General features: G+C 71.4%; 24 protein-coding genes. 14 read left to right on the top strand and 10 right to left on the bottom strand.

Annotation, left to right across the window (positions count from 1 at the left end):
* Window positions 1-78: 78 nt before the first annotated feature.
* The 5 genes from AB0D53_RS00195 to AB0D53_RS00175 form a co-directional block, all read right to left on the bottom strand.
* Complete coding sequence (locus AB0D53_RS00195) at window positions 79-1,110, bottom strand: alcohol dehydrogenase (RefSeq protein WP_329815001.1); 1,032 nt, start codon at window positions 1,108-1,110, stop codon at window positions 79-81.
* A gap of 105 nt (window positions 1,111-1,215) precedes the next feature.
* Entirely contained in the window at window positions 1,216-2,988 is a 1,773-nt protein-coding gene (locus AB0D53_RS00190; protein WP_362437684.1) for an ABC transporter ATP-binding protein, read from the bottom strand.
* On the bottom strand, window positions 2,985-4,613 hold the full coding sequence (locus AB0D53_RS00185; RefSeq protein WP_362437681.1) for an ABC transporter ATP-binding protein: 1,629 nt from the start codon (window positions 4,611-4,613) through the stop codon (window positions 2,985-2,987). The genes AB0D53_RS00190 and AB0D53_RS00185 overlap by 4 nt, the downstream gene beginning before the upstream one ends.
* A gap of 53 nt (window positions 4,614-4,666) precedes the next feature.
* The gene (locus AB0D53_RS00180) at window positions 4,667-5,131 is read right to left on the bottom strand and encodes a hypothetical protein (RefSeq protein WP_362437678.1); all 465 of its coding nucleotides are present in this window, start codon (window positions 5,129-5,131) and stop codon (window positions 4,667-4,669) included.
* Window positions 5,128-5,388: a hypothetical protein gene (locus tag AB0D53_RS00175; RefSeq protein WP_362437675.1), complete on the bottom strand. Its 261-nt coding sequence runs from the start codon at window positions 5,386-5,388 to the stop codon at window positions 5,128-5,130. Before AB0D53_RS00175 ends, AB0D53_RS00180 begins: the two co-directional genes overlap by 4 nt.
* A gap of 107 nt (window positions 5,389-5,495) precedes the next feature.
* Here AB0D53_RS00175 and AB0D53_RS00170 point away from each other — a divergent pair, with 107 nt between their 5' ends.
* Both AB0D53_RS00170 and AB0D53_RS00165 read left to right on the top strand, forming a co-directional pair.
* On the top strand, window positions 5,496-6,323 hold the full coding sequence (locus AB0D53_RS00170; RefSeq protein ID WP_362437672.1) for a helix-turn-helix transcriptional regulator: 828 nt from the start codon (window positions 5,496-5,498) through the stop codon (window positions 6,321-6,323).
* Window positions 6,320-6,529, top strand: a complete 210-nt coding sequence (locus AB0D53_RS00165) for a DUF397 domain-containing protein (RefSeq protein ID WP_362437669.1) — start codon at window positions 6,320-6,322, stop codon at window positions 6,527-6,529. The genes AB0D53_RS00170 and AB0D53_RS00165 overlap by 4 nt, the downstream gene beginning before the upstream one ends.
* 82 nt (window positions 6,530-6,611) lie before the next feature.
* On the opposite strand, the gene AB0D53_RS00160 is transcribed toward AB0D53_RS00165, so the two are convergent.
* A complete protein-coding gene (locus AB0D53_RS00160; RefSeq protein ID WP_329815008.1) occupies window positions 6,612-7,394 on the bottom strand; it encodes an isoprenyl transferase in 783 nt (260 codons plus the stop codon).
* Window positions 7,395-7,676: 282 nt separating this feature from the next.
* On the bottom strand, window positions 7,677-8,339 hold the full coding sequence (locus tag AB0D53_RS00155; protein ID WP_362437665.1) for a helix-turn-helix domain-containing protein: 663 nt from the start codon (window positions 8,337-8,339) through the stop codon (window positions 7,677-7,679).
* 199 nt (window positions 8,340-8,538) lie between these two features.
* Here AB0D53_RS00155 and AB0D53_RS00150 point away from each other — a divergent pair, with 199 nt between their 5' ends.
* Both AB0D53_RS00150 and AB0D53_RS00145 read left to right on the top strand, forming a co-directional pair.
* Entirely contained in the window at window positions 8,539-9,744 is a 1,206-nt protein-coding gene (locus tag AB0D53_RS00150) for a cytochrome P450 (protein WP_362437662.1), read from the top strand.
* A gap of 3 nt (window positions 9,745-9,747) precedes the next feature.
* On the top strand, window positions 9,748-9,975 hold the full coding sequence (locus AB0D53_RS00145; RefSeq protein ID WP_362437659.1) for a ferredoxin: 228 nt from the start codon (window positions 9,748-9,750) through the stop codon (window positions 9,973-9,975).
* Window positions 9,976-10,152: 177 nt separating this feature from the next.
* On the opposite strand, the gene AB0D53_RS00140 is transcribed toward AB0D53_RS00145, so the two are convergent.
* Window positions 10,153-12,024: an ABC transporter ATP-binding protein gene (locus AB0D53_RS00140; RefSeq protein ID WP_362437656.1), complete on the bottom strand. Its 1,872-nt coding sequence runs from the start codon at window positions 12,022-12,024 to the stop codon at window positions 10,153-10,155.
* Window positions 12,021-13,871, bottom strand: a complete 1,851-nt coding sequence (locus AB0D53_RS00135) for an ABC transporter ATP-binding protein (RefSeq protein ID WP_362437653.1) — start codon at window positions 13,869-13,871, stop codon at window positions 12,021-12,023. Before AB0D53_RS00135 ends, AB0D53_RS00140 begins: the two co-directional genes overlap by 4 nt.
* 172 nt (window positions 13,872-14,043) lie before the next feature.
* Between AB0D53_RS00135 and AB0D53_RS00130 the strand changes: the two genes are divergently transcribed.
* From AB0D53_RS00130 to AB0D53_RS00115, 4 genes are read left to right on the top strand one after another with little or no spacing between them, the layout of a single operon-like run.
* Window positions 14,044-14,946: an ABC transporter ATP-binding protein gene (locus tag AB0D53_RS00130; protein ID WP_362437650.1), complete on the top strand. Its 903-nt coding sequence runs from the start codon at window positions 14,044-14,046 to the stop codon at window positions 14,944-14,946.
* A 1-nt stretch (window position 14,947) separates the two neighbouring features.
* Window positions 14,948-15,739, top strand: coding sequence for an ABC transporter permease (locus AB0D53_RS00125; RefSeq protein ID WP_362437647.1), 792 nt, complete (start codon window positions 14,948-14,950; stop codon window positions 15,737-15,739).
* 31 nt (window positions 15,740-15,770) lie between these two features.
* Window positions 15,771-17,060, top strand: a complete 1,290-nt coding sequence (locus tag AB0D53_RS00120) for a sensor histidine kinase (protein ID WP_362437644.1) — start codon at window positions 15,771-15,773, stop codon at window positions 17,058-17,060.
* A gap of 19 nt (window positions 17,061-17,079) precedes the next feature.
* Window positions 17,080-17,727 carry a response regulator transcription factor gene (locus tag AB0D53_RS00115; protein WP_362437641.1) on the top strand — a complete coding sequence of 216 codons (648 nt, stop codon included), beginning with the start codon at window positions 17,080-17,082 and terminating at the stop codon, window positions 17,725-17,727.
* Window positions 17,728-17,745: 18 nt separating this feature from the next.
* Here the strand turns inward: AB0D53_RS00115 and glgX are convergent, their stop codons facing one another.
* Window positions 17,746-19,950, bottom strand: a complete 2,205-nt coding sequence (gene glgX, locus AB0D53_RS00110) for a glycogen debranching protein GlgX (RefSeq protein ID WP_362438773.1) — start codon at window positions 19,948-19,950, stop codon at window positions 17,746-17,748.
* A 182-nt stretch (window positions 19,951-20,132) separates the two neighbouring features.
* On the opposite strand from glgX, the gene AB0D53_RS00105 reads away from it, so the two are divergent.
* From AB0D53_RS00105 to AB0D53_RS00080, 6 genes are all read left to right on the top strand, one after another.
* Complete coding sequence (locus AB0D53_RS00105; protein ID WP_362437638.1) at window positions 20,133-21,356, top strand: Ig-like domain-containing protein; 1,224 nt, start codon at window positions 20,133-20,135, stop codon at window positions 21,354-21,356.
* Between the two features lie 213 nt (window positions 21,357-21,569).
* On the top strand, window positions 21,570-22,814 hold the full coding sequence (locus tag AB0D53_RS00100) for an Ig-like domain-containing protein (protein WP_329815019.1): 1,245 nt from the start codon (window positions 21,570-21,572) through the stop codon (window positions 22,812-22,814).
* A gap of 90 nt (window positions 22,815-22,904) precedes the next feature.
* The gene (locus tag AB0D53_RS00095) at window positions 22,905-23,672 is read left to right on the top strand and encodes an enoyl-CoA hydratase-related protein (RefSeq protein ID WP_362437633.1); all 768 of its coding nucleotides are present in this window, start codon (window positions 22,905-22,907) and stop codon (window positions 23,670-23,672) included.
* A gap of 249 nt (window positions 23,673-23,921) precedes the next feature.
* Window positions 23,922-24,437, top strand: coding sequence for an ATP-binding protein (locus AB0D53_RS00090; protein WP_362437630.1), 516 nt, complete (start codon window positions 23,922-23,924; stop codon window positions 24,435-24,437).
* Window positions 24,438-24,797: 360 nt separating this feature from the next.
* Window positions 24,798-25,616 (top strand): polysaccharide deacetylase family protein, encoded by an 819-nt coding sequence (locus tag AB0D53_RS00085; RefSeq protein ID WP_362437627.1) that lies wholly within the window; start codon window positions 24,798-24,800, stop codon window positions 25,614-25,616.
* Entirely contained in the window at window positions 25,616-26,794 is a 1,179-nt protein-coding gene (locus tag AB0D53_RS00080; protein WP_362437625.1) for a beta-propeller fold lactonase family protein, read from the top strand. Before AB0D53_RS00085 ends, AB0D53_RS00080 begins: the two co-directional genes overlap by 1 nt.
* Window positions 26,795-26,821 lie beyond the last annotated feature (27 nt).

Here is a 26,821-nt window from a genome sequence, read left to right as displayed (position 1 = left end):
GGGGCGACACCGGGCGATGCGCTCGCGGTGTCGCCTCGACTCCCGCACCACCTGCGGGAACCGGTCCTCTCCCGGGCGTCAGGCGGTGGTGAGCACCATCCGGAAGCGGGCCGCGCCGGACATCATCTTCTGGTACGCGGCCTCCGCGTCGTCCAGCGGCACGGTCTCGGTCATCGGGCGGATCCCGTGCAGGGCGCTGAACGCCAGGGTGTCCTGCACGTCCTGCGCGGTGCCGGACGGGTGGCCCCGGACGACCTTGCCCGACATCAGCAACTGGTTCGGGCTGATCCCCAGCGGCTCCGGGTCCGCGCCGATGACCACCAGCTCACCGCGCGGCGCCAGCCCCTCCACGGTCGCCGTGATGGCCGCGGAGTTGGCGGCGGTGGCCAGCACGACCCGGGCGCCGCCCAGGGCCTGCAGCGCGTCCGCGACGCCGGTGTCCGCGGTGCTGTCGATGTAGTGGTGCGCGCCGAGCTCCCTCGCGAAGTCGGCCTTGGCGGCGCCGCGGGCGATCGCCACCGTCTCGAAGCCCATCGCCGCCGCGTACTGCACGCCCAGGTGTCCGAGGCCGCCGATGCCGAGCACGGCGACCAGGTCCCCGGGCCGGGCGGCACTGCGCCGCAGCCCGTTGAACGTGGTCACCCCCGCGCAGCCGATCGGCGCCGCGTCGGTCGCCGCCAGCGCCTCGGGGATCCGTGCCAGGGCGTCCGCCGGGACGGTCACGCTCTCGGCGTAGCCACCGTCGTACGCCCACCCGGGCACCTTCAGGTTCACACAGACCACGAAGTCGCCCCGCCTGCACGGCGTGCAGTGGCCGCAGCTGCCGCCGAACCAGCCCACCGCCACCCGGTCACCCACCTGCCAGGCGCTCTGCGTCCCCTCGCCGAGCTCCGCGATCCGGCCCGCGATCTCGTGCCCGGGGACCACCGGGAACCGTACGCCCGGCAGCATGGCCTCCACGAAGAGCGCGTCGCTGTGACAGACCCCGCAGGCGTCCACGGCCACCCGCACATGCCCCGGGCCCGGCTGCGCCACCGCGCGCTCGACGATCTCGAAAGGACCGCCTGCGGCGGTGGCCTGCGCGGCTCGGTAGACGCTGGGGACGCTCATCTGGATCTCTCCGCGGGTACGGGGTGGACGCCCCCCGCAACCAGCAGAGCAGCTCCGGCCCGGTCACGCGCGCCGGGCGGCGCGTACGGGGGGCGGGCCCCGGGCTCAGGAGGCGGGCGGCCGTTCGCCGTGCCAGGAGCGCCAGAGCGCGGCGTACGCGCCCTCGGCGGCCACGAGCTCGTCATGGGTGCCCAGTTCGGTGATCCGGCCGTCCTCCATCACGGCCACCCGGTCGGCGTCGTGCGCCGTCTGCAGGCGATGCGCGACGGCGACGACGGTCCGGCCTTCGAGCACGGCGGCCAGCGCCCGCTCCGTGTGCCGGGCCGTCCCCGGGTCCAGGAGCGCGGTGGCCTCGTCGAGTATCAGCGTGTGCGGATCGGCCAGCACCACGCGCGCCAGGGCGAGCTGCTGCGCCCGGGCGCCGTCCGGCCGGTGTGCCCCGTGGCCCAGATCGGTGTCCAGGCCGTCCGGCAGCTCGTCGGCCCAGTCGGCGCCGACCGCGGCGAGCGCCGCTCGCAGTTCGGTGTCGGTGGCGCCGGCCGAGGCGATCCTCAGGTTGTCCCGGACCGTGCCGAGGAACACGTGGTGCTCCTGGGTGACCAGTACGACGTGCCTGCGCAGCCGCTCGGGGTCCAGCCCGTGGACCGGAACCCGCCCCACCGTCACCGAGCCGGTGCGCGGCGCGTCCATGCCCGCCAGCAGCCTGCCCAGGGTGGTCTTGCCCGCACCGGAGGGACCGACGACCGCGAGCCGCTCGCCGGGACGGACCGTCAGGTCGACACCGTGCAGGACATCGCCCCCGCCGTCGTACGCGTACCGCACCCCCGTCACCTCGATCCGGTCGTCGGCCGGTGCGGGGGAGGCGGCCGGCGGTACGTGCGCCGCCAGGGCGAGGCCCTCGACCCTGGCGAAGGAGGCGCTGCTGCTCTGGAGCTGTTCCAGCCGCTGGAGGATGGTGTCGAGGGGCTGGGAGAGCTGCCGCAGATACAGGGCCGAGGCGACCACCGTGCCGAGGCTCACCGCGCCGTGGTCGTGCAGTACGCCGCCGATCAGCAGGACACCGGCCACCGGAATGACGTACGAGACGTCCACGGCCGGGAAGAGCACACTGCGCAGGAACAGCGTCCGGGTCCGGGTCCGCAGGCACTCCTCGACGGCCTCCTCGCAGACCGCGACTCGACGCTGCTGAAGCCCGAGCGCCTCGACCGTACGGGCCCCGGCGGCGGTGGCCGCGAGCTGCTCCGCCAGCACCGAGTTGGCGGCCCCCTCGGCCAGGTACGCGGTGAGCGCCCGGCGCAGGTACCAGCGGGCCGCGAACCAGATCCCGAGCAGACCCACCACCCCGCACGCGCCGAGCAGCGGGTCGAGCGCGAACACCGCACCGAGGACGAACAGCGCCTGGACCGCGGAGATGAGGAGCTCCGGACCGGCGTCCCGGAGGGTGGCACCGACCACGGCGACATCCGTGGTGCCGCGGGCCATCAGATCGCCCGTGCCGGCCCGCTCGACCACCCGGGCGGGCAGCGCGAGCGCCCGGTCGGCGAACTCCTCGCGGATGCGCGCCAGGGTCCGCTCGCCGAAGCGGTGTCCCACGTATCCCGCGCAGCGGACCAGGAGGAACTGCGCCACGGCGAAGACCAGGATGGTGAGCGCCAGACGGTCCACCGCGGCCACCCCGGCACCCGCCCCGACCTCGTCGACGATGCGGCCGAGCAGCCACGGGCCGACGAGCCCGGCGCCGGCGGCCAGCGCGTTGAGGCCGATCACGGCGGCGAAGGCGCGGCCGTCCAGCCGGATCAGCCGGAGCGCCGCGCGGAGTGTTCTGGAGGGCCCGGCGATGGGCAGGGCCTGGGCCGCGGATCCGGATCCGGTGGTCATCGCACGGCCTCCTCGGACGGCGGGACGTTTCCTCCGCCGGCGGGTTCCCCGTCCGTACCGCGTGACACCAGGAGGCGGTAGCCGGGCTCCCGGTCCAGGAGTTCACGGTGGCTGCCGACGGCCGCTACACGACCGTCGACCAGGTAGTGCACGGTGTCCGCCCGGTCCAGCACGAGCGGCGAGGTGCTGGTGACGACCGTGGTGCGGCCGGAGCGCGCGGCGCGCAGCCGGGACGCCATGGCCGCCTCGGTGTGCGCGTCGACCGCCGAGGTGGGCTCCACCGCCAGCAGCACCTCGGGATCGGCCAGCAGGGCCCGGACCAGCCGGACGCGCTGGCGCTGGCCCCCGGAGAGGTTGCGGCCCCGCGCGTCGACGTGCGAGTCGAGCCCGTCCGGCAGCCCGCGCACGATGTCCTGCGCCACGGCCGCGTACAAGGCCCGGCCGATGGACTCCTCGTCCCGGTCCCGGGCGCCGCCGATCACCTCGCGCAGCGGACCGGCGAACAGATCGGCCTCGTTGTCCGCGACCAGGATCCGCCGGCGCACCTGCGCCAGGTCGATCTCGTCGAGGCGTATCGCGCCCCAGGTCGCGGCCGATCCGGTGAACCGGCCGAGCCGCTCGACCACCGCCGCGGACTCCGCGGGCCGGGCACCCGCCAGCGCGGTCAGCCTCCCGGGCACCACCTCCACACCGGACTCCGGATCGCGGAGCACGGACGGCGAGTCCGGCCCCTCCGCAGCCGCCTCGCCACCTGTGGAATCCGGCTCCAGGTCCAGGAAGCGGATGACCCGGCGGGCGGCGACCAGCCCGCGGCTGAGGCCGTAGCCGCCCTCGATGAAGAACTCGACCGGCACCACGAGCACCGCGGCGTACCCGTAGACCGCGACCAGTTCGCCGACGCTGATGGTTCCCTGAGCCGCCATCCGGGCCGCCAGCCAGGTCACGGTCCCGAGGAACAGGGTGGGCAGGCCGACGCCGAGGGCCTGGATCCAGCTGGTCACCGCGCCGACGCGGTACCCCTCCGCCAGCAACTCCTGCGAGCCGCGCCGGTAGCGCCCGGCGTACACCTCCTTGCCGCCGATGCCGTTGAGGACGCGCAGCCCCCCGACCATGTCCTCGAAGCGCCCGGCGAGCCCGCCCTGCCGCTCCCGGTACGTCGCCTCGACGCCTTGCAACCGCCCCAGCAACGGACCGACCAGCACCGCGAGCAACGGCACCCCGAGCAGCACCACGGCGGCGAGCAGGGGCTCCACGGCCAGCAGCAGCCCGGCCACGACGACGTAGGCGAGGACCGCGCCGACGCCGGGGCCGGTGATGGTCAGCGTGTTGGCGATCACGCTGACGTCGCCGAACCCGATCGTGACGACCTCCCCCGCCGTGACCCGGCGCGGCAGCGCCCCGCCCAGCCGGGTCGCCTGCGCGACCACGGCCCGCACGGACCGGAAGGCGGCGTCCAGCCGCACCCTGGTCATCGTGCGGTGCCGCATGATGGCCAGCCAGGCGTTCAGCACTCCCACACCCAGCAGGGCCGCGACCCAGCCGGCCAGCACGGACCACCGCCCCGGTTGCAGCCCGTCGTCGATGGCGCGGGACAGCAGGTACGGCGGCAGTGTCAGGCACACCATCCAGGCACTGCCGAGCAGCGAACCGGCCGCGATCCGCCGACGCTGACAGACGATCAGCCACCACAGGTATCGCGGGGCGCTGCGATGGTCGGGGGGCCGTACGGGGTGCGTCGGGCGGTTCCTGATCTCGATCCCTCCCCGGGCTCGCAGCTGACCGCGGTCGCGGATGCCTGCTCCACGGATCGTACGGACAGGGTGTACGTGCAGTCCGTGTCGGGGACGACGACGAGGAGCGGGGCGCCGCTCCTGATGTGCGCCTGGGCGGCGCGCTGGCTCTCACGGTCCTGGTACCAGGCGCGGAGTTCCGAGAGGTGGCCGAGGCGCGGGTCGAGGCCGAGCCGGTCCACGATCCACAGCGCCTGTCCGCCGATCCATCGCAGTGCGAGGACGGGGGAGATCGTCCGAAAGGCGCCCAGGACGTACCGTGCCGTCCTCCCGGTCCCGTGCACGAGCCCTTCGGCGATGGCAGCGCACTGGTAACTCGTCGGCTCGGGCGGTGTGTTCACGTCGCCGGTCACAGGATCCGTCCCTCGCTGCGGGCGTTGCACCGCGTGATCTCGGCCCGCAGCCGCTCCATGGGGCTCGGCGGCCGCACGCTCGCGGGCTCCGCCTCCCACTCCGTACCGCCGCAGACCGGTCGCAACGACCAGTACGGGCCGGCCGTTCCCCGGAACTCGCCCACCCGGCCGCGGCGGCTGGTGTCCACCAACAGCGTGCCCGTGGGCGGGACTTGTGGGGGCTTCCGGTCGCTCGGGGGGCTGTCTTCCGCACACATGAGCCACTCCTCTCCGTAACGGTTCCGCTGCCAAGGGGGATCAGCGTGGCTTAGGGTCGGTGGGTCTTCAACTTGCGCAAGTTGTTCGGGGAATGAGGCGGTGGCCGGTGAATCGGAAAGAGCTGGATCCTGAGGCATCACCGAGCGCGCAGTTCGGGCAACGCCTGCGCATGCTGAGGGATGAACGAGGCTGGACGCAGGACGAGCTGGCGGAGCGCATCGGATGCTCGGGAACGCATATTTCCGCCGTAGAAACTGGGCGCCGTCCTCCAACTCGCCGTTTTGCTGCAAGCGTTGACAGGGTGTTCGGAACTGGAGACAGGTTCGAGCGTCAGAGCCTCGCCGTTCGTCACACAGCGCTCATCGAAGGGTTCCCGGAGTATGTCGCCCACGAAGCGCGAGCCTCGGAGATCAGGCTGTACGAGGTGGGCGTCATTCCTGGACTGCTTCAGACACGTGAGTACGCGGCGGCGCTCGAAGCGGACGCAGTGCGGCGGGAATCGATCACCCCGGAGCAAGCCGACGAACGCGTAGGGCTGGTGGCAAGGCGCCAAGCCTTCCTTACGCGCTCGCCATCGCCCCTGATTCTCGCGGTACTTGACGAAGGGTGCATCCGCCGGCCCATGGGGCCTCCCGCTGTCACGGACGCCCAGCTCGTGCGCTTGATCGAGTTCGCCGAGCTGCCGAACACGGTGTTGCAGATCGCACCGTTCTCCATGGGAGAGCGCAGACCGTTCAGCCTGCCCATTACCGTGCTCACCCTGCCGGACCGCTCGCTCATGTCCTACGCCGAGTCCACTCACCGGGGCCATCTCGAACGGGAAAGTACGTTCGTGCTACCGATGCTGACGGCCTACCATCAGCTACAGGCCGAGGCTCTCTCCCAGGCGGCATCCGTGGCCATGATCGAGCAGGTACGAAAGGGCACCCCGTGACTACCGAATCCCCCCGTTGGTTCACGTCCTCCTACAGCGGCAACGGCGGCCAGTGCATCGAGGTCGCCGCCAACCTCGCCGGCTCGCTCGGCGTGGTCCCCGTCCGCGACTCCAAGAACCCGGGCGGCCCGGTGCTGAGCACCTCCGCGGCCTCGTTCGCCTCCTTCGTGGCGGGCGTCAAGGGCGGCGGGTTCGGCACCGTCTGACCGCCCGGTTTCGCGCGTACTGATCCCGGACGCGACGACAGCCGCCGTCCACACCCCCGCAATCCGCCGGGGGTGTGACGGGTCATTTGCCGAATCGCCGTTCACGATGCGCGTACGAGCGCAGCGCGCGCAGGAAGTCCACGCGGCGGAACGCCGGCCAGTAGCAGTCCACCCAGTGCATCTCGGCGTACGCGGACTGCCAGAGGAGGAAGCCGGACAGCCGCTGTTCCCCGGAGGTCCGGATGATGAAGTCGGTGTGGTCGGCCGTCGGCGAGTACAGATGCCGGGAGATGTCCTCGATGTCGAAGCGCTCGACCAGTTCGGCAGGGTCGCCGCCTGCGGCGATGTGTTCCTCGAAGGCCCGTTTCACCGCATCGACGATCTCCCGTCGGCCGCCGTAGCCGACCGCGACGTCCACCTTGAGCCCGCCGCGCCCGGCGGTCCCGGCGGCGGCCTCCTTGAGTACCTGGGCACTGGTACCGGGCAGCATGTCGAGCGAGCCGATCACCTGGACCTCCCAGGGGCGGCCTGCGGCCGTGATGTCCCGGACGGTCTCCTCGATGATCTCGATCAGCGGGCCGAGCTGCTCGGCGGGGCGCCCGAGGTTGTCGTCGGAGAGCATGAAGAGGGTCACGTGCTCGATTCCGTCGGCAGTGCACCAGCCCAGGAACTCGGTCGTCTTGGCGCCGCCCGCCCGGTACCCCTCCCGGACGTCCGTGTGACCGGCCTGCCGAGCCCAGCGCCGATTGCCGTCGAGCATGATCCCGACGTGCCGCGGGCGTGGCAGCCCCGCCAGGGTGGCGGCCAGCCGGCGCTCGTACACCGCCTCGATCGGACGTCGGAGAAACAGCGGGAGCAGCCTCATGAAACATCTCCATCGGGTTGTGGATGCTCTTCGCGGGCCCTGCCAAGGGCGCTTCGGCGAGCATTCCGAATGGCCGTGCCGTGCGATCTCCTCGGCCGGGAGCGCACGCCACGGTGGGTGTGCTCGGCGAGGGTGTGCATCGACGAACGCTGCCGCCCGCACCGGTGCAGCCGACGTGGTCCACCTCAACGGTACTTTCCACGACCGCCGGCGGCGCTCGCGGGCGCAGCTCGTCGGCCTCGGGAACCGGTCGGCCGGGTCACCGGGTTCGTCCGGGGCGCCTCACGCCAGGAGTCCGCGCCAGCGGTCGGCCGACTCCAGCAGGTCCACGCTGACCCGCTCCAGGAACAGCCCCGTCCTGGCCATCCGTCGCCCCACGGGGTCGTCGGGCCCCGTCGCCTCGGCCGAGGCCAGTGCGGCCCGTGCCGAATCGAGCGTCTGCCGTGCGCTGATCACGACGGAGCGGTACCAGGCCTCGTCGTCGATCACGTAGACGTCGCGACGCTGCCGCGGATCTCGCTCGCGCCGCACATAGCCGTGCCGGACGAGGTAGTTCACGGAGACGGAGACGGAGGCGGGGCTGACCTTCAGTCTGCGGGTCAGCTCGGCCGCGGTGCGTCTGCCGTCCTCGGACTGCAGCAGGTCGAGGTGCACGCGCGCCGTCATCCTCGGCAGCCCGGCCCGGACCGCCATCTCGATCATCATCCCCTCCTCCGCCCCGCCGCCCGACGTCCCGGCCGCGCGCGGTGGCGCCGGTGTGCCGCGCCGTGCCCTCCGGGCCGTCGCCCGCTGCGCCCGCCGGGGCCGGTAGCCGCCGGGGCCGCCGTTGCGCTGGATCTCCCGGCTGATCGTCGAGGTCGGCCGGCCGAGCCGCCTCGCGATCTCGGCGTAGGTGAGCCCGTCGGCGATCCCGGCTGCGATGCGCTGGCGGTCCTGCTGGGTCAACCGTCCTCCTGGCATGTCGTCAGTATTGCTTTAGCTGTCATTCATTGCAACGCGATATTGCGTTCGAGCGCAGCGTCATTGCATCAATTTTCCGTGACCTACCTGCGGAAATGCATTTCTGCTGATTGACGTTCATCTTCGATGCAACGTAGCTTTCGGATATCGCAAAACGCGTACTATCGCGAAACGGGGAATGGTCATGGGCGAATCGCTGCACACTGTCCCGACGTTGCCGACGGCACGTCCGTCCGGCTGTCCGTTCGACCCGCCGGCGGAGCTGGTGGACGCCCGTCGGCACAGCCCCATCAGCCGCTACACCTTCCCCGGCGGACGGCCCGGCTGGCTGATCACCGGATTCGACCTGGTCAGGGCGGTTCTGGCCGACTCGCGGTTCAGCTCACTCAAGGAGCTCATGCTCCACCCGACCATCGACTACGGCGACATGGTGGCACCCCCGGCCCCGCCCGGCGAATTCCTCCTCATGGACGAGCCGAGGCACAGCCGCTATCGGAAACCGCTGATGGGCAAGTTCACCGTGCGGCGGATGCGACTGCTGACCGAACGCGTGGAGCAGATCACCGCCGAGCACCTGGACGCCATGGCGGAGGCCGGGTCGTCGGCGGATCTGGTGACCGCGTTCGCCAAGCCCGTCCCCGCCGTCGTGATCTGTGAACTGCTGGGGGTGCCCTACGAGGACCGCGGGTCGTTCCAGGAACAGGTCTACTCGTTCATGGACGGGGAGACGAACGACGAGGACCTGATCGCGGCCTACACCGCGACCCAGACCTACCTCGCGGAGCTGGTGGCCGCCAAACGCGCGAACCCCACCGACGACGTGCTCAGCGACCTCACCGACACCGACCTGACCGATGAGGAACTGCGGGGGATGGCCCTGCTCCTGCTGGCCGCCGGGCTCGACACCACCGCGAACATGCTGGCCCTCGGTACCTTCGCGCTGCTGCGCAACCCGGAGCAGCTGGCCGCGTTGCGTGCCGATCCCGCGCTCGCCGACCGGGCCGTGGAGGAGCTGTTGCGGTACCTCAGTGTCGCCAAGACGTTCATGCGGACGGCGCTGGAGGACGTCGAGGTGGGCGGCCGGACGATCGAGGCCGGCGAGCGGGTGATCCTTTCGTACAACACCGCCAACCGCGACCCCGAGCGCTTCACCGATCCCCATGTCCTCGACCTGGACAGGCAGGAAGGCGGGCACCTGGCCTTCGGCCATGGCATCCACCAGTGCCTGGGGCAGCAGCTGGCCCGTGTGGAGATGAAGGTCGCGTTCCCCGCGCTGTTCGACCGCTTTCCGACGCTGCGCCTGGCCGTACCGCCCGAGGAGGTCGCCCTGCGTCCGGAGACCGCGGACGTGTACGGGGTGAAGAGCCTCCCGGTCGCCTGGGACGTGTGACCGATGAGGATCACCGTGGACGCCGAGCGCTGCGTCGGCTCGGGGATGTGCGTGCTGACGGCCGGCGAGGTGTTCGACCAGGGCGAGGGCGACGGCAAGGCGATCGTGCTGCGACCCGAACCGCCCGCCGAAACGCGGGACTCGGTGCGTGAGGCCGTGGATCTGTGCCCTGCCGCAGCGATCGTCCTTTCGGTCCCCGGTACTCCCGCCTCGCGAAAGGGCACCCCGTGACGGCCGAGTCCCCCGTTCCGGGCCGAGGTGGTGGGTCTTGGTGGTTGGGTGGTCAACGAGCGGTGGTCAGTCTTGGGAGCCCGGTCTCGCGGGGGAGCACACGGAGGCTGCGCGTCTGCCGGCCGGGGTTGCGGCCGACCGGGCACGTGTCCTGGCTCGGTGAGTCGTCGTCCGCCCTCACGTCAGGCTCTCCCGCCACGCCCGGTGCAGCCCCGCGAAGCGACCCGTACCGGCGATGAGCCGGGCCGGGGCGCCGTCCTCCACGATGCGGCCGTGCTCCATCACCAGGACCCGGTCCGCGATCTCCACCGTGGACAGGCGGTGGGCGATGACCACCGCGGTGCGGCCGTGCAGCACCGTGTCCATGGCCCGTTGCACGGCCCGTTCGCCGGGGATGTCCAGTGAGCTCGTCGCCTCGTCGAGGATCAGCACCGCCGGGTTGGCGAGCAGGGCGCGTGCGAAGCCGACCAGCTGGCGCTGACCGGCCGAGATCCGGCCGCCCCGCTTGCGCACGTCCGTGTCGTAGCCGTCGGGCAGTGCGCTGATGAAATCGTGCGCGCCGATCGCCTTGGCGGCCTGCTCGATCTCCGCGCGGGTCGCGTCGGGGTTGCCGATCGCGATGTTCTCGGCGACCGTCCCGGAGAACAGGAACGCCTCCTGCGTCACCATCACCACACCCCGCCGCAGCTCCGGCACGGCCAGGTCCCGCAGATCCGTGCCGTCGAGCAGCACCCGGCCGTCCGTCGGGTCGTAGAACCGGGCCAGCAGCTTGGCCAGCGTCGACTTGCCCGCCCCCGTCGACCCGACCACGGCGACGGTCTGTCCGGCCGGGACCGTCAGATCGAAGCGGGGCAGCACCTCGCCGCCCGTGCGGTAGGCGAAGCGCACCTGCTCGAAGACGACTTCGCGGCCCGGGTGTTCGCCCGTCAGGGCGGGCAGCTCGCGCGGGTCGGACGACTCGGGGACGGACGGGGTCTGGGCCAGCAGACCCGCGATCTTCGCCAGCGAGGCCGCGGCCGACTGGTAGGAGTTCAGGAACATGCCGAGCCGGTCGATCGGGTCGTACAACCGGCGCAGATAGAGCACGGCAGCGGCCAGCACCCCGAGCGCCAGGGTGCCCGAGGCCACCCGGTACGCGCCCCACAGCACGATTCCGGCGACCGCCGTGTTGGCGACCAGCCGGGAACCGACGACATAGCGGGCCATCTCCAGCATCGCGCTGCCGTTGGTCCACCGGTGCGTGTTGTTGAGGCCCTCGAAGTGCGCGTCGTTGACGGGCTCGCGGCGGAAGGCCTGGACGGGGCGGATGCCGTTCATCGTCTCCGCGAACTTCACGATGACCGCGGCGATCGCCGAGGACCGCTCGGCGTACAGCACACCCGCCCGCCGCCGGAAGCGCCGCACCAGCAGATAGAGCGGGACGAAGGAGAGCACGGCCACCGAGCCCAGACCGAAGTCCAGCCAGAGCAGCATCAGCGAGATGGAGACGAACGACAGCACGACGCCGATCAGCTCCTGGAGCCCCTCGCTGAGCAGCTCGCGCAGCGACTCCACGTCCGTGGTGGAACGGGAGATCAGCCGGCCCGAGGTGTAGCGCTCGTGGAAGTCCACGCTCAGCGCCTGCGCATGACGGAAGATCCGCCCGCGCAGATCGAGCAGCGCGCCCTGGTTGACCAGGGAGGAGATGCGTACGAACGCGTACTGCATGCCCCCGGCCACCGCCGAGCACAGCGCGTACCCGACGGCCACCGCGATCAGCGGCCCGTAGTCCGCGTCCCGGAACGCGGGCACCCCGCTGTCGATGGCGTACGCGACGAGCAGCGGACCGGCCTGGACCGAGAGCTGCTGGACCAGCAGCACCAGCGCGATCAGCGCCACCCGGGCCTTCATCGGCCGCAGCAGCGATCTCAGCAGGGCCCCGGTCGCGCCGGGCGGGGTGGGCAGGTCGTCCCGGTCGAAGCGGTCCCCGGTGCTCACGGCATCCTCGGCATCCTCGGCGGGCTCGGCGGGCTCGGCGGGGGTGGTGTCCGTGGTCGTCGTACTGGTCATCGGGTGCCCTTCTCGGCGAGGAGGTCCTCGGCGGACAGGTCGGGGAAGGCGTCCTCGGCGGGCGCGTCCGGCGCGCCCTCGGCGCCCGACATCAGCCAGGCGTACTCGGGGCTGCTGCGCAGCAGTTCCTGATGGGTGCCGACGGCGGCGATCCGGCCCTCCGAGAGCAGCGCCACCCGGTCCGCGAGCATCACGGTGGACGGCCGGTGCGCGACCACGATCGCCGTGGTCTCCGCCAGGACCTGCCGCAGCGCGGCCTCCACCAGCGCCTCCGTGTGCACGTCCAGCGCGGAGAGCGGATCGTCCAGGACGAGGAAGCGCGGCCGGCCGACCACGGCGCGGGCCAGCGCCAGCCGTTGCCGCTGGCCGCCGGAGAGGCTGAGGCCCTGCTCGCCGACCTGGGTGCCGACGCCCTCGGGCAGATCGTGCGCGAAGTCGGCCTGGGCGATGGCCAGTGCCCTGCGCAACTCTTCGTCCCCGGCACCCTCGGCGCCCATCAGCACGTTCTCCCCGACGCCCGCCGAGAAGAGCGTCGGCTCCTCGAAGGCCACCGACACCAGCTCGCGCAGCCGCTCCCGGGACATGGTGGTGATGTCCGTACCGTCCAGCGTGATCCGCCCCGCGGTGGCCTCGTGCAGCCGCGGCACGAGCGCGGTGAGCGTCGTCTTGCCGGAGCCCGTGGCCCCGACCAGGGCCATCGTCTCGCCGGGACGGATGCGCAGATCGATCCGGGACAGCACGGGCACGGAGCCGGGCTCCGCGTCGGGATAGCGGAACTCCACGCCCTCGAAGACCATTTCGCCGCGGGCCGAGTCGCTGCCCCGAACGGGCCCGTCCACGGCGGGCGCGTCCGCCTCCTCGGCCACGTCCATCACCTCGAAGAACCGCTCGGTCGCCGTCGCCGACTCCTGGCTTATTGCCAGCAGGAAGCCGATCGACTCGACCGGCCAGCGCAGCGCGAGCGCGGTGGAGAGGAATGCGACCAGGGTGCCCGCGGAGAGACCGCCGTCCGCGACCTGGACCGTGCCGAGCACCAGCGCCGCACCGATGGCCAGCTCCGGGATCAGGGTGATGGAGGACCAGATGGCCGCGAGGAGACGGGCCTTGCCCAGCTCCGTGGTGCGCAGCCGCTCCGAGAGGGCACGGAAGGAGAGGGCCTGGCTGCGGTGCCGGCCGAAGCCCTTGATGATGCGGATGCCGAGCACGCTCTCCTCGACGACCGTCGTCAGATCGCCGACCTGGTCCTGGGCCCGGCGCGCCACCGCCGAGAACTTCGTCTCGAAGACCTGGCAGATGATCACCATCGGCACCACCGGAGTCAGCAGCACCAGCCCCAGCGTCCACTGCTGCATCAGCAGGATGACGAAGCCGATCAGGATCGTCGCCCCGTTGACCAGCAGGAAGGTCAGCGGGAAGGCCAGGAACTGACGCAGCAGCATCAGGTCCGTGGTCGCGCGCGAGAGCAACTGCCCCGATGGCCAGCGGTCGTGGAACGCCACGGGCAGCCGCTGGAGATGCCGGTACAGATCGGCCCGCATCGCCGCCTCGATCCCGGCCAGCGGACGCGACACCATCCACCGCCGCACCCCGAACAGCACGGCCTCGGCGATGCCCAGCAGCAGCAGATACAGCGCGCCGAGCCAGACCCCGCCGGGGTCGCGGTCCGCCACCGGGCCGTCGACGATCCACTTCAGGACGAGGGGGATCACCAGGCCGACGCAGGACGCGACGATCGCGACCAGCGCGGCGCCGAACAGCCGCTCGCGCACCGGCTTCACATAAGGCCACAACCGCAACAGGGTCTGAACGGTGGACCGATCCTTGGTCTCTACATGTTTTTCGGGCATCACAGTCGAGCCTACGGTTCACCCCTGACATCGCTCATGTGGTTTTCCGGCCGACGGGTGACGGCCGGGCCAGGGGAGCGCAGGTCGTAGCCCGTATCAACCGATCGGCTGATGCCCCTTCGAGCGCGATGGACGATGGTGCGCCGGCCCCCGCCGCACGATGCTCGAAGGCATGGCAATCATCGAAGTGAACGGGGTGCGGAAGGCGTACGCCGGGCGCACCGTGGTCGACGGAGTGAGCTTCGCCGTCGACGAGGGGGAGATCTTCGGGATCCTCGGCCCCAACGGCGCGGGCAAGACCACCACAGTCGAGTGCGTCGGGGGACTGAGGGTCCCCGACGCCGGCACCGTCCGCGTCGCCGGACTCGACCCCGTCGCCGACCACGACCGGGTCACCCGGCTGCTCGGCGCCCAGCTCCAGGAGAGCGAACTCCAGCCCAAACTCACCGTGGCCGAGGCGCTGGAGCTCTACAGCGCCTTCTACCCGGACCCCGCCGACTGGCGGGAGCTCGCCGAACGGCTGGGCCTGCACACCGCGTACGGCACCCGCTTCGCCAAGCTGTCCGGCGGTCAGAAGCAGCGGCTGTCCATCGCGCTCGCCCTGGTCGGCAACCCGCGGGTGGTGGTGCTCGACGAGCTGACCACCGGCCTGGACCCACGGGCCCGCCGGGACACCTGGAAACTCATCGAGGACGTACGCGACAGCGGCGTCACCGTCCTGCTGGTCACCCACTTCATGGAGGAGGCCAGCCAGCTCTGCGACCGGATCGCCGTCATCGACAAGGGGAAGGTCGTCGCCCTCGACACCCCCTCCGGCCTGATCGGCAGCGCGGACAGCTCCACGGTCATCTCCTTCACCCCGTCGAGGCCGCTCACCGATGCCGAGCTGGAGCAGCTGCCCGGCGCGGCCTCCGTGGAGCGCAAGGACGACCGGATCGAGATCAGCGGCACCGACGAGACGGTCAACGCCGTGATCTCCCTGCTGGCCCGGCACAGCATCACCGCACACCGGCTCCGCGTCTCGGAGGCGACGCTCGACGACGCCTTCCTCGACCTCACAGAACAGGCGGCCTGAGATGACCACGGCGAACCCGGCCACGGCGACGGCCACCGCGACACCCGCACCGGCATCCGCGCGCAAGGCGGTGCTCAGGTCCGAGACCCGGCTCTTCCTGCGCGAACCCGGTGCCCTGTTCTGGATCGTCGTCTTCCCGACCGCGCTCCTGACGATCCTCGGCCTCATCCCCTCCTTCCGGGAGCACACCGACGATCTCGGCGGCCGGCGCGTCATCGACCTGTACGTGCCGGTGGCGGTCCTGCTCGCCATGATCATGTCCGGGCTGCAGGCCATGCCGCCCGTCCTCACCGGCTACCGCGAACGCGGCATCCTGCGCCGGATGTCCACCACTCCGGTGCGCCCCTCCGCGCTGCTCACCGCGCAGATCGCCCTGCACGGCACCGCCGCCCTCGGCTCCGCCGCACTGGCGATGGCCGTCGGCCGGGTCGCCTTCGGCGTCGGACTGCCCGGACAGCCCGTCGCCTACGTCCTGGCGCTGCTCCTGTCGACGGCGAGCGTGCTGACCCTCGGCGCGCTGCTCTGCGCCCTCTCCCGTACGACCAAGGCGGCCGCCGCCATCAGCTCGGTCGTGAACCTCCTGATGATGTTCACCGCCGGCGTCTGGATCCCGGTGCAGAGCATGCCCGACACCCTGAGGAACATCGTCCGGTTCACCCCGTTCGGAGCGGCGTCCGAGGCGCTGGACCGGGCGGCGTCCGGCAGCTGGCCCGGCTTCACCCAGCTCGGTGTGATGGCGCTGTGGACGGCGCTGGTGACGCTGCTCGCGACCCGTCTCTTCCGCTGGGAGTGACCGGCGTGCCGGGGACGGGGAGACTGCACCCATGAAGGCGTGGGACATGGCGACGGCGCACCGGAACGACACGACGAGCGCCGAGCTCGGGTGGGAACGGTTCTTCAGGTACGGGCCCTACGGGCTCCTCGGTCTGAGCACGTTCGTCTCGGCCGTGAGCGCCCCGCTCCTCATGGACCGCGCGGAGGTGCACGGCGTCATGGTGCTGGTGCCCGTCGCCCTGGTCCTCCAGCTCTGGTGGGGACGGATCGGGCCGGGCGTCGTCCCCAAGTCGCGGGCGTCGCAGTTCTACTACGTCGCCCGCACCTTGGTCGGCTTCGCACTGACCTGGTGCAACCCCTTCTACTCGGTGTTCGCGATCCTCGGATACTTCGACACCGGCCGGCTGCTCCCGCAGCGGGCCGTCCGTCCCGCGCTGCTGGTCACGGCCGCCATCATGGCGGGCGCGCAGTGCGGCAGCGGCCTGCCGCCGGTCTCCGTGATGAACTGGATCGCCTTCGCCGCCCTGTTCTGTCTGCACGCGACCCTCACCATGGTCTTCGCCAGGATCGGCGACCGCGAGGCCGACCACGCCCGCACCCAGGTCGACACCATCGCCGAACTGGAGTCGGCCAACGCCCGCCTCGAACAGGCCCTGGCGGAGAACGCGGGGCTGCACGCCCAGCTCCTGGTCCAGGCCCGCGAGGCGGGCGTCGCCGACGAACGCCGACGGCTCGCCGCCGAGATCCACGACACCCTGGCCCAGGGCCTGACCGGCATCATCGCCCAGCTCCAGGTGGTGGACTCGATCGGCGACACCGACCCGGCGCTGGCCCGGGTGCACCTGGACCGCGCCGCCGCCCTCGCCCGGCACAGCCTCGGCGAGGCGCGCCGCTCGGTCCACGACCTGGTCCCCGTCGCACTGGAACACGACGACCTGCCGGGCGCGCTGAAGCGCACGGTCACCGACTGGGCGGAACGCCACGGGGTCCGGGCCGAGTTCACCGTCACCGGCACCGTCGAGCCGGTCCACGACGAGATCGCCGCCACCCTCCTGCGGATCGCCGAGGAGGCCCTCGCCAATGTCGGCCGCCACGCCGGGGCCTCCCGGGCCGGTGTCACGCTGTCGTTCATGGAGGACGAACTCACCCTGGACGTGCGGGACGACGGCTGCGGCTTCGACCCGGCCGCCCTGCCGCCGGCCGGCGGTGCGGGCGGCTTCGGGCTCGGCGGCATGCGGGCCCGCGCCGAGCGCATCGCGGGCACGGTCGAGGTGGAGACCGAGCCGGGCCGGGGCACGGCGGTCAGCGCCCGGGTGCCCCTGGTCCGGCACAGCCGATGACCAGTACGGTTGTCCTGCCATGGCTCAGGATTCCGCACGCGTCATCACACTCGTCGTCGTCGACGACCACCCCGTCGTACGGGACGGTCTGCGCGGCATGTTCGACTCGGCCCCGGACTTCGAGGTCCTCGGGGAGGCGTCGAACGGGGTGGAGGGGGTGGACCTGGCGGTCCGGCTGGACCCCGATGTCGTCCTGACGGACCTTCGGATGCCGGGCGGCGGCGGAGTCGCCGCCATCGCCGAACTGACGCGGCGCGGCGCCCGGTCCAAGGTGCTGGTCCTGACCACGTACGACACCGACTCCGACACCCTGCCCGCGATCGAGGCCGGGGCGACCGGCTATCTGCTCAAGGACGCGCCCCGCGAGGAGCTGTTCACCGCCGTCCGGGCCGCCGCCGACGGCCGCACCGTGCTCTCGCCCGCCGTCGCCTCCCGGCTCATCTCACGGGTGCGCACCCCGGCGGCGGGCAGCGAGGCGCTGTCGGCGCGCGAGCGCGAGGTGCTCGAACTCGTCGCGAAGGGCACGTCGAACCGGGAGATCGCCGCCGAGCTGTTCATCAGCGAGGCCACCGTGAAGACCCATCTCACCCATGTCTTCGCCAAGCTGGGCGCCAAGGACCGGGCCGCCGCCGTCGCGATCGGCTACGACCGGGGCATCCTCGGCTGACCCGGCCGCACACCCCGTTCACTCCACGACGCGCAGCAGCTGCACCGACCTGGCCGGCAGGGTCAGCGGTTCGTCGCCCGGGTGGATGGTGCCGGGGGCCGCGGCCTGCTCCTCCCGCGCGGTGTCCAGGACCAGCTCGTAGCTCCGCGCCCACGGCGGGCCGGGGAGCCGGAAGCCGGCCGGCCGGTGACCGGCGTGCAGGACCGCCAGGAAGCTGTCGTCCGTGACCGGCTCGCCGCGCGCGTCCCGGCCGGGGATGTCGCGCCCGGAGAGATACAGCCCGACCGTGGCGGCCGGTGCGTACCAGTCCGCCTCCGTCATCTCCGTACCCGCCGCAGTGAACCACGCCAGGTCCCGCAGCCCGTCCGGCGCCTGCGGCAGCCCGGAGAAGAACGCCCGGCGGCGCAGCACCGGATGGGTGCGGCGCAGCCGCAGCACCCGGGCCGTCAGCTCGGTCAGCGCCCGCCAGCCGGGCTGTTCGAGCAGCGACCAGTCCAGCCAGCCGATCTCGTTGTCCTGGCAGTACGCGTTGTTGTTGCCGCCCTGCGTACGGCCCATCTCGTCGCCCGCGACCAGCATCGGCACGCCCGTCGACAGCAGCAGGGTGGTCAGCAGATTGCGCAGCTGACGGCGGCGCAGCGCGTTGATCCCGGGGTCCTCGCTCTCGCCCTCGGCGCCGCAGTTCCAGGCCCGGTTGTCCGAGGTGCCGTCCCGGTTGCCCTCGCCGTTGGCCTCGTTGTGCTTCTGTTCGTAGCTGACGAGGTCGCGCAGGGTGAAGCCGTCGTGCGCGGTGACGAAGTTGACCGAGGCGTACGGGCGCCGGCCGCCCCACGCGTAGAGGTCGCTGGATCCGGTCAGCCGGTAGCCGAGGTCGCGCACGTCGGGCAGGGCGCCGCGCCAGAAGTCCCGCACGGCGTCCCGGTAGCGGTCGTTCCACTCGGTCCACAGCGGCGGGAAGGCCCCCACCTGGTAGCCGCCGTTGCCGACGTCCCACGGCTCGGCGATCAGCTTCACCCGGCGCAGCACCGGGTCCTGGGCGATCACCGCGAGGAACGGCGAGAGCATGTCGACGTCGTGCATGGAGCGGGCCAGCGCGGCCGCCAGGTCGAAGCGGAAGCCGTCGACGCCCATCTCCGTCACCCAGTACCGCAGCGAGTCCGTGATCAGCCGCAGCACCTGCGGCTGGACCACGTGCAGGGTGTTGCCGCAGCCGGTGTAGTCCGCGTATCTGCGGGCGTCGGACTGGAGGCGGTAGTAGCCGCGGTTGTCGATGCCGCGCAGCGACAGCATCGGCCCGAGCTCGCCCGCCTCCGCCGTGTGGTTGTAGACCACGTCGAGGATCACCTCGATCCCGGCGTCGTGCAGGGCCCGCACCATCCGCTTGAACTCGCCGACCTGCTGGCCCGCGGTGCCGCTCGCGCAGTAGCCGGCGTGCGGGGCGAAGTAGCCGATGGAGTTGTAGCCCCAGTAGTTGCGCAGCCCGCGCCTCAGCAGATGGTCCTCGTGGGCGAACTGATGGACCGGCAGCAGCTCCACCGCCGTCACCCCGAGCCGCTGGAGATGTCCGACGGCCGCCGGATGGGCGAGACCGGCGTACGTGCCCCGCACCTCCTCGGGGACCCCGGGGTGCAGCTTGGTGAAGCCGCGCACATGGAGTTCGTAGATGACCGAGTCCGCCCACGGGGTCTTGGGCCGGCGGTCCTCGGCCCAGTCGTCGTCGTCATGGACCACGACACCCTTGGGGACGTGCCGGGCGGAGTCCCGTTCGTCGCGGACGGTGTCGGCGACCTGCTGCTCGGGCCAGTCCCTCACATGGCCGTACACCTCGGGCGGAAGGGTGAACGAGCCGTCCACCGCCCGTGCGTACGGATCGAGGAGCAGCTTCGCCGGGTTCCAGCGCGCCCCGGTCCAGGGATCCCAGCGGCCGTGCACCCGGTAGCCGTAGCGCTGCCCCGGCCGTACGCCCGGCACGAAGCCGTGCCGGATCTCATGGGTCAGCTCGGTCAGCGCGAGGCGCCGCTCGGTGCCGTCCTCGTCGAAGAGGCAGAGCTCGACCCCCTCCGAACCACCCGCCCAGAGGGCGAAGTTGGTGCCCGCCACCCCGTCGGGGCCCACCCGGAAACGGGCCCCGAGCGGTGTCGGGGCGCCGGGCCACACGGCCGGGGGCGGCCCCGGAACGGCCCCTCGCCGCTGCCGTCCGGCCGCCGCCCCCGGCTCCCGCACTGCCTCCTGCTCGGCTGCGCTCGACACCTGCTCGCCTCCCGCGGCTCGTGGGATTCCGGCACCTTCGAGGAGCGCGCGGCGTCCCGGCCGCGGCTCCCCGAGTGTCGTCCTCCCCCCTGTATCTGCCCACCACGGCGCCCGCACTCACGTTTCCCCCGACCGGCCCCCGTCGTTGGGGGGACGTGAACCACGTAGCGAATAAGAAGGTGGCGAACCCGGCCGCCGTGCTGACATGGGCAGGACTGCTCGCCGTGCTGGCCGTACTGACCGGCTGCTCCGGCGCAGGATCGATCTTCAGCGGGAAGGCGGGCCCGCCGCAGGAGGCGATCCAGGTCACCCCTCGGGACGGGGCGAAGGACATCGGCCCGGACGAACGGATCGCGGTGAAGGTCCCCGACGGCCGGCTGGAGAGCGTCGAGGTGGCACGGGTCGAGGACGCGCAGCGCCAGGAGGTGCCGGGCCGGATCGCGGACGACGGCCGGTCCTGGGTGCCCCGGAGCGGGGCGGGACAGCTCGGGCTCGCCGCCAAGTACAGCGTGGACGTCGTGGCCGTGGACGGCTCGGGGAAGCGCGCAGCCCGCCACACCACCTTCACCACGGCCGTGCCCCGGCACCGCTTCATCGGCTACTTCCGACCGGAGAACCGGTCCACCGTCGGCACCGGAATGATCGTCTCCTTCCACTTCAACCGGCCGGTCACCCACCGCGCGGCGGTGCAGAAGGCCATCCGGGTGACGGCCGTACCGGCGGTCGACGTGGTCGGGCACTGGTTCGGCGGCGACCGCCTGGACTTCCGTCCCGCCGCCTACTGGAAGCCGGGCACCGAGGTGACCGTCGACATGGCGCTGCGCGACGTGGAAGGGGCGCCGCACGTCTACGGCACCCAGGACAAGAAGGTCGCCTTCACGGTGGGCCGCTCCCAGACGTCCCTGGTGGACGCGGCCGCGCACACCATGGAGGTGCGCCGCGACGGCAAGGTGGTCACGACCTTCCCGATCACGGCGGGCTCCGCGCAGACGGCCACGTACAACGGGAAGATGGTGGTCAGCGAGATGTACGAAGAGACCCGGATGAACGGTGACACCGTCGGTTTCGGCGGCGAGTACGACATCAAGGACGTCCCGCACGCCCTCCGGCTCACCGATTCCGGCACCTTCGTGCACGGCAACTACTGGTCGGACGAGGACGTCTTCGGCTCGGACAACGTCAGCCACGGCTGTGTGGGGCTGGAGGACGTACAGGGCGGCAGCGGCGACACCCCGGCCGGCCAGTTCTTCGACCGGACGCTGATCGGCGATGTGATCGAGGTCGTCAACTCCAAGGACAAACAGGTCGCACCGAACAACGGACTCGGGGGCTGGAACCTGGACTGGACCCGGTGGAAGGCGGGTTCCGCCCTCCGCTGAGCCCCCGTCGGCCGCCTCGGCCGGCCGCGTCCCGCACCCCCCTGGTGAAGCCCTGGGACAACTTGGGACTGAACGGTGACATCCGGGGGGCCATTTCCCCAAGTCCGGTGTGATTATCTTTCGCTGAGCGCGCATATGCAGCGCGTGGGGGAGGGAGCCTTCGGGCTCCCGGGGCCATGGCGGGGCCAGGCCGTGTGAGGGGAGACGACCACATTGAACGGGCTGCCGATATCGGGGACATCGGCCGGGGCGAACGGCGTACGGGGCGGGCGAGGCTCCACCGGACTGCTGGCTCTGGTTCTGGGTGCGCTGCTGTTGCTGGTGACGGCGTGCGGCGGGGGAGACGACGCGGGCGGCAAGGGCGGCGGTGCGGGGAAGGCCGAGGACAACTCCGCCTCGCAGGCCGTGGTGACCGTCGCGCCCAAGGACGGCGCCGACTCCGTCGCGACCAGCGGTGCGCTGAAGATCTCGGCCGAGCAGGGGAAGCTGACCACGGTCAAGGTCTCCGACCCCAAGGGCACCGCGGTCGAGGGGAAGATCGCGGCCGACGGCGCCAGCTGGTCGCCCGACCAGCACCTGGCCGCCGCGACCAAGTACAAGGTCCACGCGATCGCCAAGGACTCGGAGGGCCGTGAGTCGGCGAAGGACACCAGCTTCACCACGCTGGTCCCGCAGAACACCTTCATCGGGCAGTACACCCCGGAGGACGGTTCCACGGTCGGCGTCGGGATGCCGGTCTCGATCCACTTCACCCGCGGCATCACCGACCCGGCCGCGGTCGAGAACGCGATCAAGGTGACGGCCGAGCCGTCCGTCCCGGTCGAGGGCCACTGGTTCGGCAACGACCGCCTGGACTTCCGCCCCGAGGAGTACTGGGCCGCGGGCACCAAGGTGACCGTCAAGCTCAACCTCGACGGCGTCGAGGGACGCCCCGGTGTCTACGGCAAGCAGGCCAAGACGATCTCCTTCACCATCGGCCGCAAGCAGGTCAGCACGGTCGACGCGAGCACGCACCGGATGAAGGTCGTCCGCGACGGTCAGCAGATCAAGGACATCCCGATCTCGGCGGGCGCCCCGGCGACCACCACGTACAACGGCGAGATGGTCATCAGCGAGAAGCTCAAGGTGACCCGGATGAACGGTGACACCGTCGGCTTCGGCGGCGAGTACGACATCAAGGACGTGCCGCACGCGATGCGTCTGTCCAACTCGGGCACCTTCATCCACGGCAACTACTGGGGCGCCTCCAGCATCTTCGGCTCGACCAACACCAGCCACGGCTGCGTCGGTCTGCAGGACGTGCGCGGCGCCTGGAGCAAGACGACCTCGGCGGGCTGGTTCTTCGACAACTCGCTCATCGGTGACGTCGTGGTCGTGAAGAACTCCCACGACAAGACGATCCAGCCGGACAACGGCCTCAACGGCTGGAACATGTCCTGGTCGGAGTGGACCAAGTAGTCCTCCGAAGCGAGCGACACGCCGTCGGGCCCGGTGCTGTGACCAACAGCACCGGGCCCGACGGCGTTAACCGCAGTTAACCTGCCTTCCATGACCGCACATCTCGAAGTACGCGACGGCGTCGGCACGATCCGGCTGGACCGCCCGCCCATGAACGCCCTGGACGTCGCCACCCAGGACCGGCTGCGTGAGCTCGCCGAGGAGGCGACCCGGCGCGACGACGTGCGCGTCGTGGTCCTCTACGGCAGCGAGAAGGTGTTCGCGGCGGGCGCGGACATCAAGGAGATGCAGGCGATGGACCATACGGCGATGGTCGTACGGTCCAAGGCGCTGCAGGACTCGTTCACCGCGGTGGCCCGGATCCCCAAGCCGGTCGTCGCCGCCGTCACCGGCTACGCGCTGGGCGGCGGCTGCGAGCTGGCGCTCTGCGCCGACTTCCGCATCGCCGCCGACAACGCCAAGCTCGGCCAGCCCGAGATCCTGCTCGGGCTGATCCCGGGCGCGGGCGGCACCCAGCGCCTGGCCCGGCTGATCGGGCCCTCCCGGGCCAAGGACCTGATCTTCACGGGGCGTCACGTCAGGGCCGAGGAGGCCCTGACGATCGGTCTGGTGGACCGTGTGGTGCCCGCCGCCGAGGTGTACGAGCAGGCGCACGCCTGGGCCGCCGGGCTGGCGAAGGGGCCTGCGCTCGCGCTGCGCGCCGCCAAGGAATCCATCGACGCCGGCCTGGAGACGGACATCGACACCGGGCTCACGATCGAGCGGAACTGGTTCGCCGGACTGTTCGCCACCGAGGACCGCGAGCGCGGAATGCGCAGCTTTGTGGAAGAGGGCCCGGGCAAGGCCAAGTTCCTCTGATCAAGCGTCAGTTGAGTACGGGTGACGCGGGTTCATCCGTGCGGGCGGATTGGCCGGGCCTTGAGGGGACCTCGGGGCCCGTCACTCCGCCCGGCCCGCACACCCGGCTCGGAGGGGTGTCCGCGCAGGTCAGAGGGGTTGCAGTGGCTCATGTTCTGCCATGGGCATATGCCTGTCGACCTCCGTGGAGCGGCGTGTTCCGGGGTGCGGATTCCTCAGGAACGGCCACGGCGTGCTGTTTTTGTGGCCATGATGGTGTCCATGGCGGGCCTGGAGGGTGTGGAACAGCCGCGACCGCACGGTGGTGCGACAGCGGCGCGCTGGATGCCGGTCGTCGATGACGAACAGGCGTTCAAGGCACTGGAGTTGTTCGGAAATCCGACGGAGGGTGAAGTCCGGCTGCCCTCCCGTCCGGAGTCCGCGGCCACCGCCCGGCGGCTCACCTCGTGCGTGGTGCTCCGTCAGTGGGCGCTCTCCCCGCAGACCGCCGAGTACGCCGTGCTGCTCGTCTCGGAGCTCGTCGGCAACGCGGTGCGGCACACCGGCGCGCGGGTCTTCGGGCTGCGGATGCTGCGGCGCCGGGGCTGGATCCGGATCGAGGTGCGCGACCCCTCGCGCGGGCTGCCCTGCCTGATGCCCGTTCAGCCGATGGATGTCAGCGGACGCGGCCTCTTCCTCGTCGACAAGCTCTCCGACCGCTGGGGGGTGGATCTGCTGCCGCGCGGCAAGACCACCTGGTTCGAGATGCGGATCTCCGACCGCTGACCCGGCGGGTCCGGGCCGGGTCCGGAACCACAGCAGCCCCCGGTCCGCCGTGGTGAGGCGCTTCGGGGGCTGCTGTGTGGGGGCCGTGAAATGGGGGGTGTGTTCACGGCCGCTTGTGACGACCGGGCTCGGGTCATGCGGTCGTGTCACCGACTATGGCAGACGGGCGACCTCTCCGCCAAAAGTGCATTTGTTGGATTCACCGCCATAGTGGGACATTTTCCATGTGAATCACAGGTGTGATGGGTCACTTGCCTGCAAAAGTGTGAATATTTATGGGATTCGGTGAATGATTCATTCGCGCCGCCCCTATGTCTGAATTGTTATTTTTACCGCTTCTCGTCCCTACTGTGTCTGTACATGAACGCCTCCGACACTCCGGTGCACCGCCGCGGCGCCCTGCGCGCGGGCGCAGGGGCCGCCCTCGCCGGTGCCCTCGCCGCCGGATGCGCGGACCGCGACGCCGCCGGCACCCGGGCCGGGGCCGTCACGGACGCGGTGAGCCCGAAGAACCCCGCCGACGCGACCACCCGGCCCCCGTCCCCCCGGCCCGCGCCCGGACCGCACCGCTTCCCCGGGCAGCCGGTCCAGATCGACCACGGCCCCCGCGACCGCGCCCGCGTCGCCCTCACCTTCCACGGCCAGGGCGACCCCGTCATCGCCCGCACCGTGCTCGCCGAGGCCGAACGGGCCCACGTCCGGGTCACCGTCCTCGCCGTCGGCAGCTGGCTCGACGAACACCCCGACATGGCCCGGCGCATCCTCGACGGCGGCCACGAACTCGGCAACCACACCCAGCACCACACCGACATCTCCTCGATGGGCGAGGCCGAGGCGTACGCGGAGATCGACGACTGCGCCCGGCGGCTGCGCCGGCTCACCGGCTCCATCGGCACCTGGTTCCGCCCCTCGCGCACCCGCTACGCCACCCCGCTCGTCCAGCGGCTGGCCGCCAGGGCCGGCTACCCGCACGTCCTCTCGTACGACGTGGACTCCCTCGACTTCACCTCTCCCGGCGCCGCGGCCGTCACCCGCAAGGTGGCCGGGGAGATCCGCAACGGATCGGTGGTGAGCCTGCACTTCGGCTACGCGGACACGGCCGCCGCGCTGCCCCTCCTCCTCACCGAAATCGACCGCCGCCGACTGCGCGCGGTGACGACCACGGAGCTGCTGACCTGATGTCTCCCTTCACCAAGCACACCGCGGCCCTGCTCGGGGGCGTCCTGCTGGCCGCACTCACCGGCTGCGGCACCTCCGCCGAGAAGGCCGACGTCCAGGCCGTCGGCACCGGGGCCGCCCGGACCGCCGAACCCGACCGCGCCGCACCGCCGGGGCTCCCCGGGATGCCCCCGGTACTCGACGCCAAGGACGTCTACGCGGCCGACCGGGGCGAACTCTCCCCGGTCGTCAAGGACTTCCCCTCCCGGGTGTACGTCCCCAACACCAACTCCGACACCGTGACCGTGATCGACCCCGCGACGTACAAGGTCATCAAGACCATGCGCGTCGGCCGCCAGCCGCAGCACGTCGTCCCCTCCTGGGACCTGAAGACCCTCTGGGTCAACAACGACATCGGCGACAGCCTCACCGCCATCGACCCGGCCACCGGGAAGACCGGCCGCACGGTTCCGGTCTCCGACCCGTACAACCTCTACTTCACCCCGGACGGCAAATACGCCGTGGTGATGGCCTCGATGGACCGCCAGCTGGTCTTCCGCGACGCCCACACCATGAAGACGGCCAAGACCGTCCCGGTCGACTGCTCCGGCGTCAACCACGCCGACTTCTCCGCCGACGGCCGCTACTTCATCGTCTCCTGCGAGTTCTCCGGCGAGCTCCTCAAGGTCGACACGGCGAAGATGAAGATCGTCGGCCAGCAGAAACTGCCGTTCGCCGGAGCGATGCCGCAGGACGTGAAACTCTCGCCGGACGGCGGGACGTTCTACATCGCGGACATGATCGCCGACGGGATCTGGGTGCTGGACGGGAAGAAGTTCACCACCCCGAAGCTGCTGCACACCGGCCGTGGCGCCCACGGCCTCTACGTCAGCCGCGACTCCAAGGAGATGTACATCTCCAACCGGGGCGAGGGCTCCATCTCCGTCTTCGACTTCGCGAAGCGCGAGCTGGCGAAGAAGTGGCAGCTGCCCGGCGGCGGCAGCCCCGACATGGGCGGGGTCTCGACGGACGGCAAGGTCCTCTGGCTGAGCGGGCGTTACAACGCCGAGGTGTACGCGATCGACACCACCAACGGCAAGCTGCTCGCCCGTATCCCGGTGGGCAGCGGCCCGCACGGGCTGGCCGTCTACCCGCAGCCGGGCCGCTACTCGCTCGGCCACACCGGCGTCTTCCGCTGACGTCCGGCCGCTTCCCGGGCACGGCCC

Source organism: Streptomyces sp. NPDC048295 (assembly GCF_040652135.1).
Taxonomy (GTDB): domain Bacteria; phylum Actinomycetota; class Actinomycetes; order Streptomycetales; family Streptomycetaceae; genus Streptomyces.
Note: the sequence above shows the minus strand (reverse complement) of the source record. Positions and strands in the feature narration are given on the sequence as shown.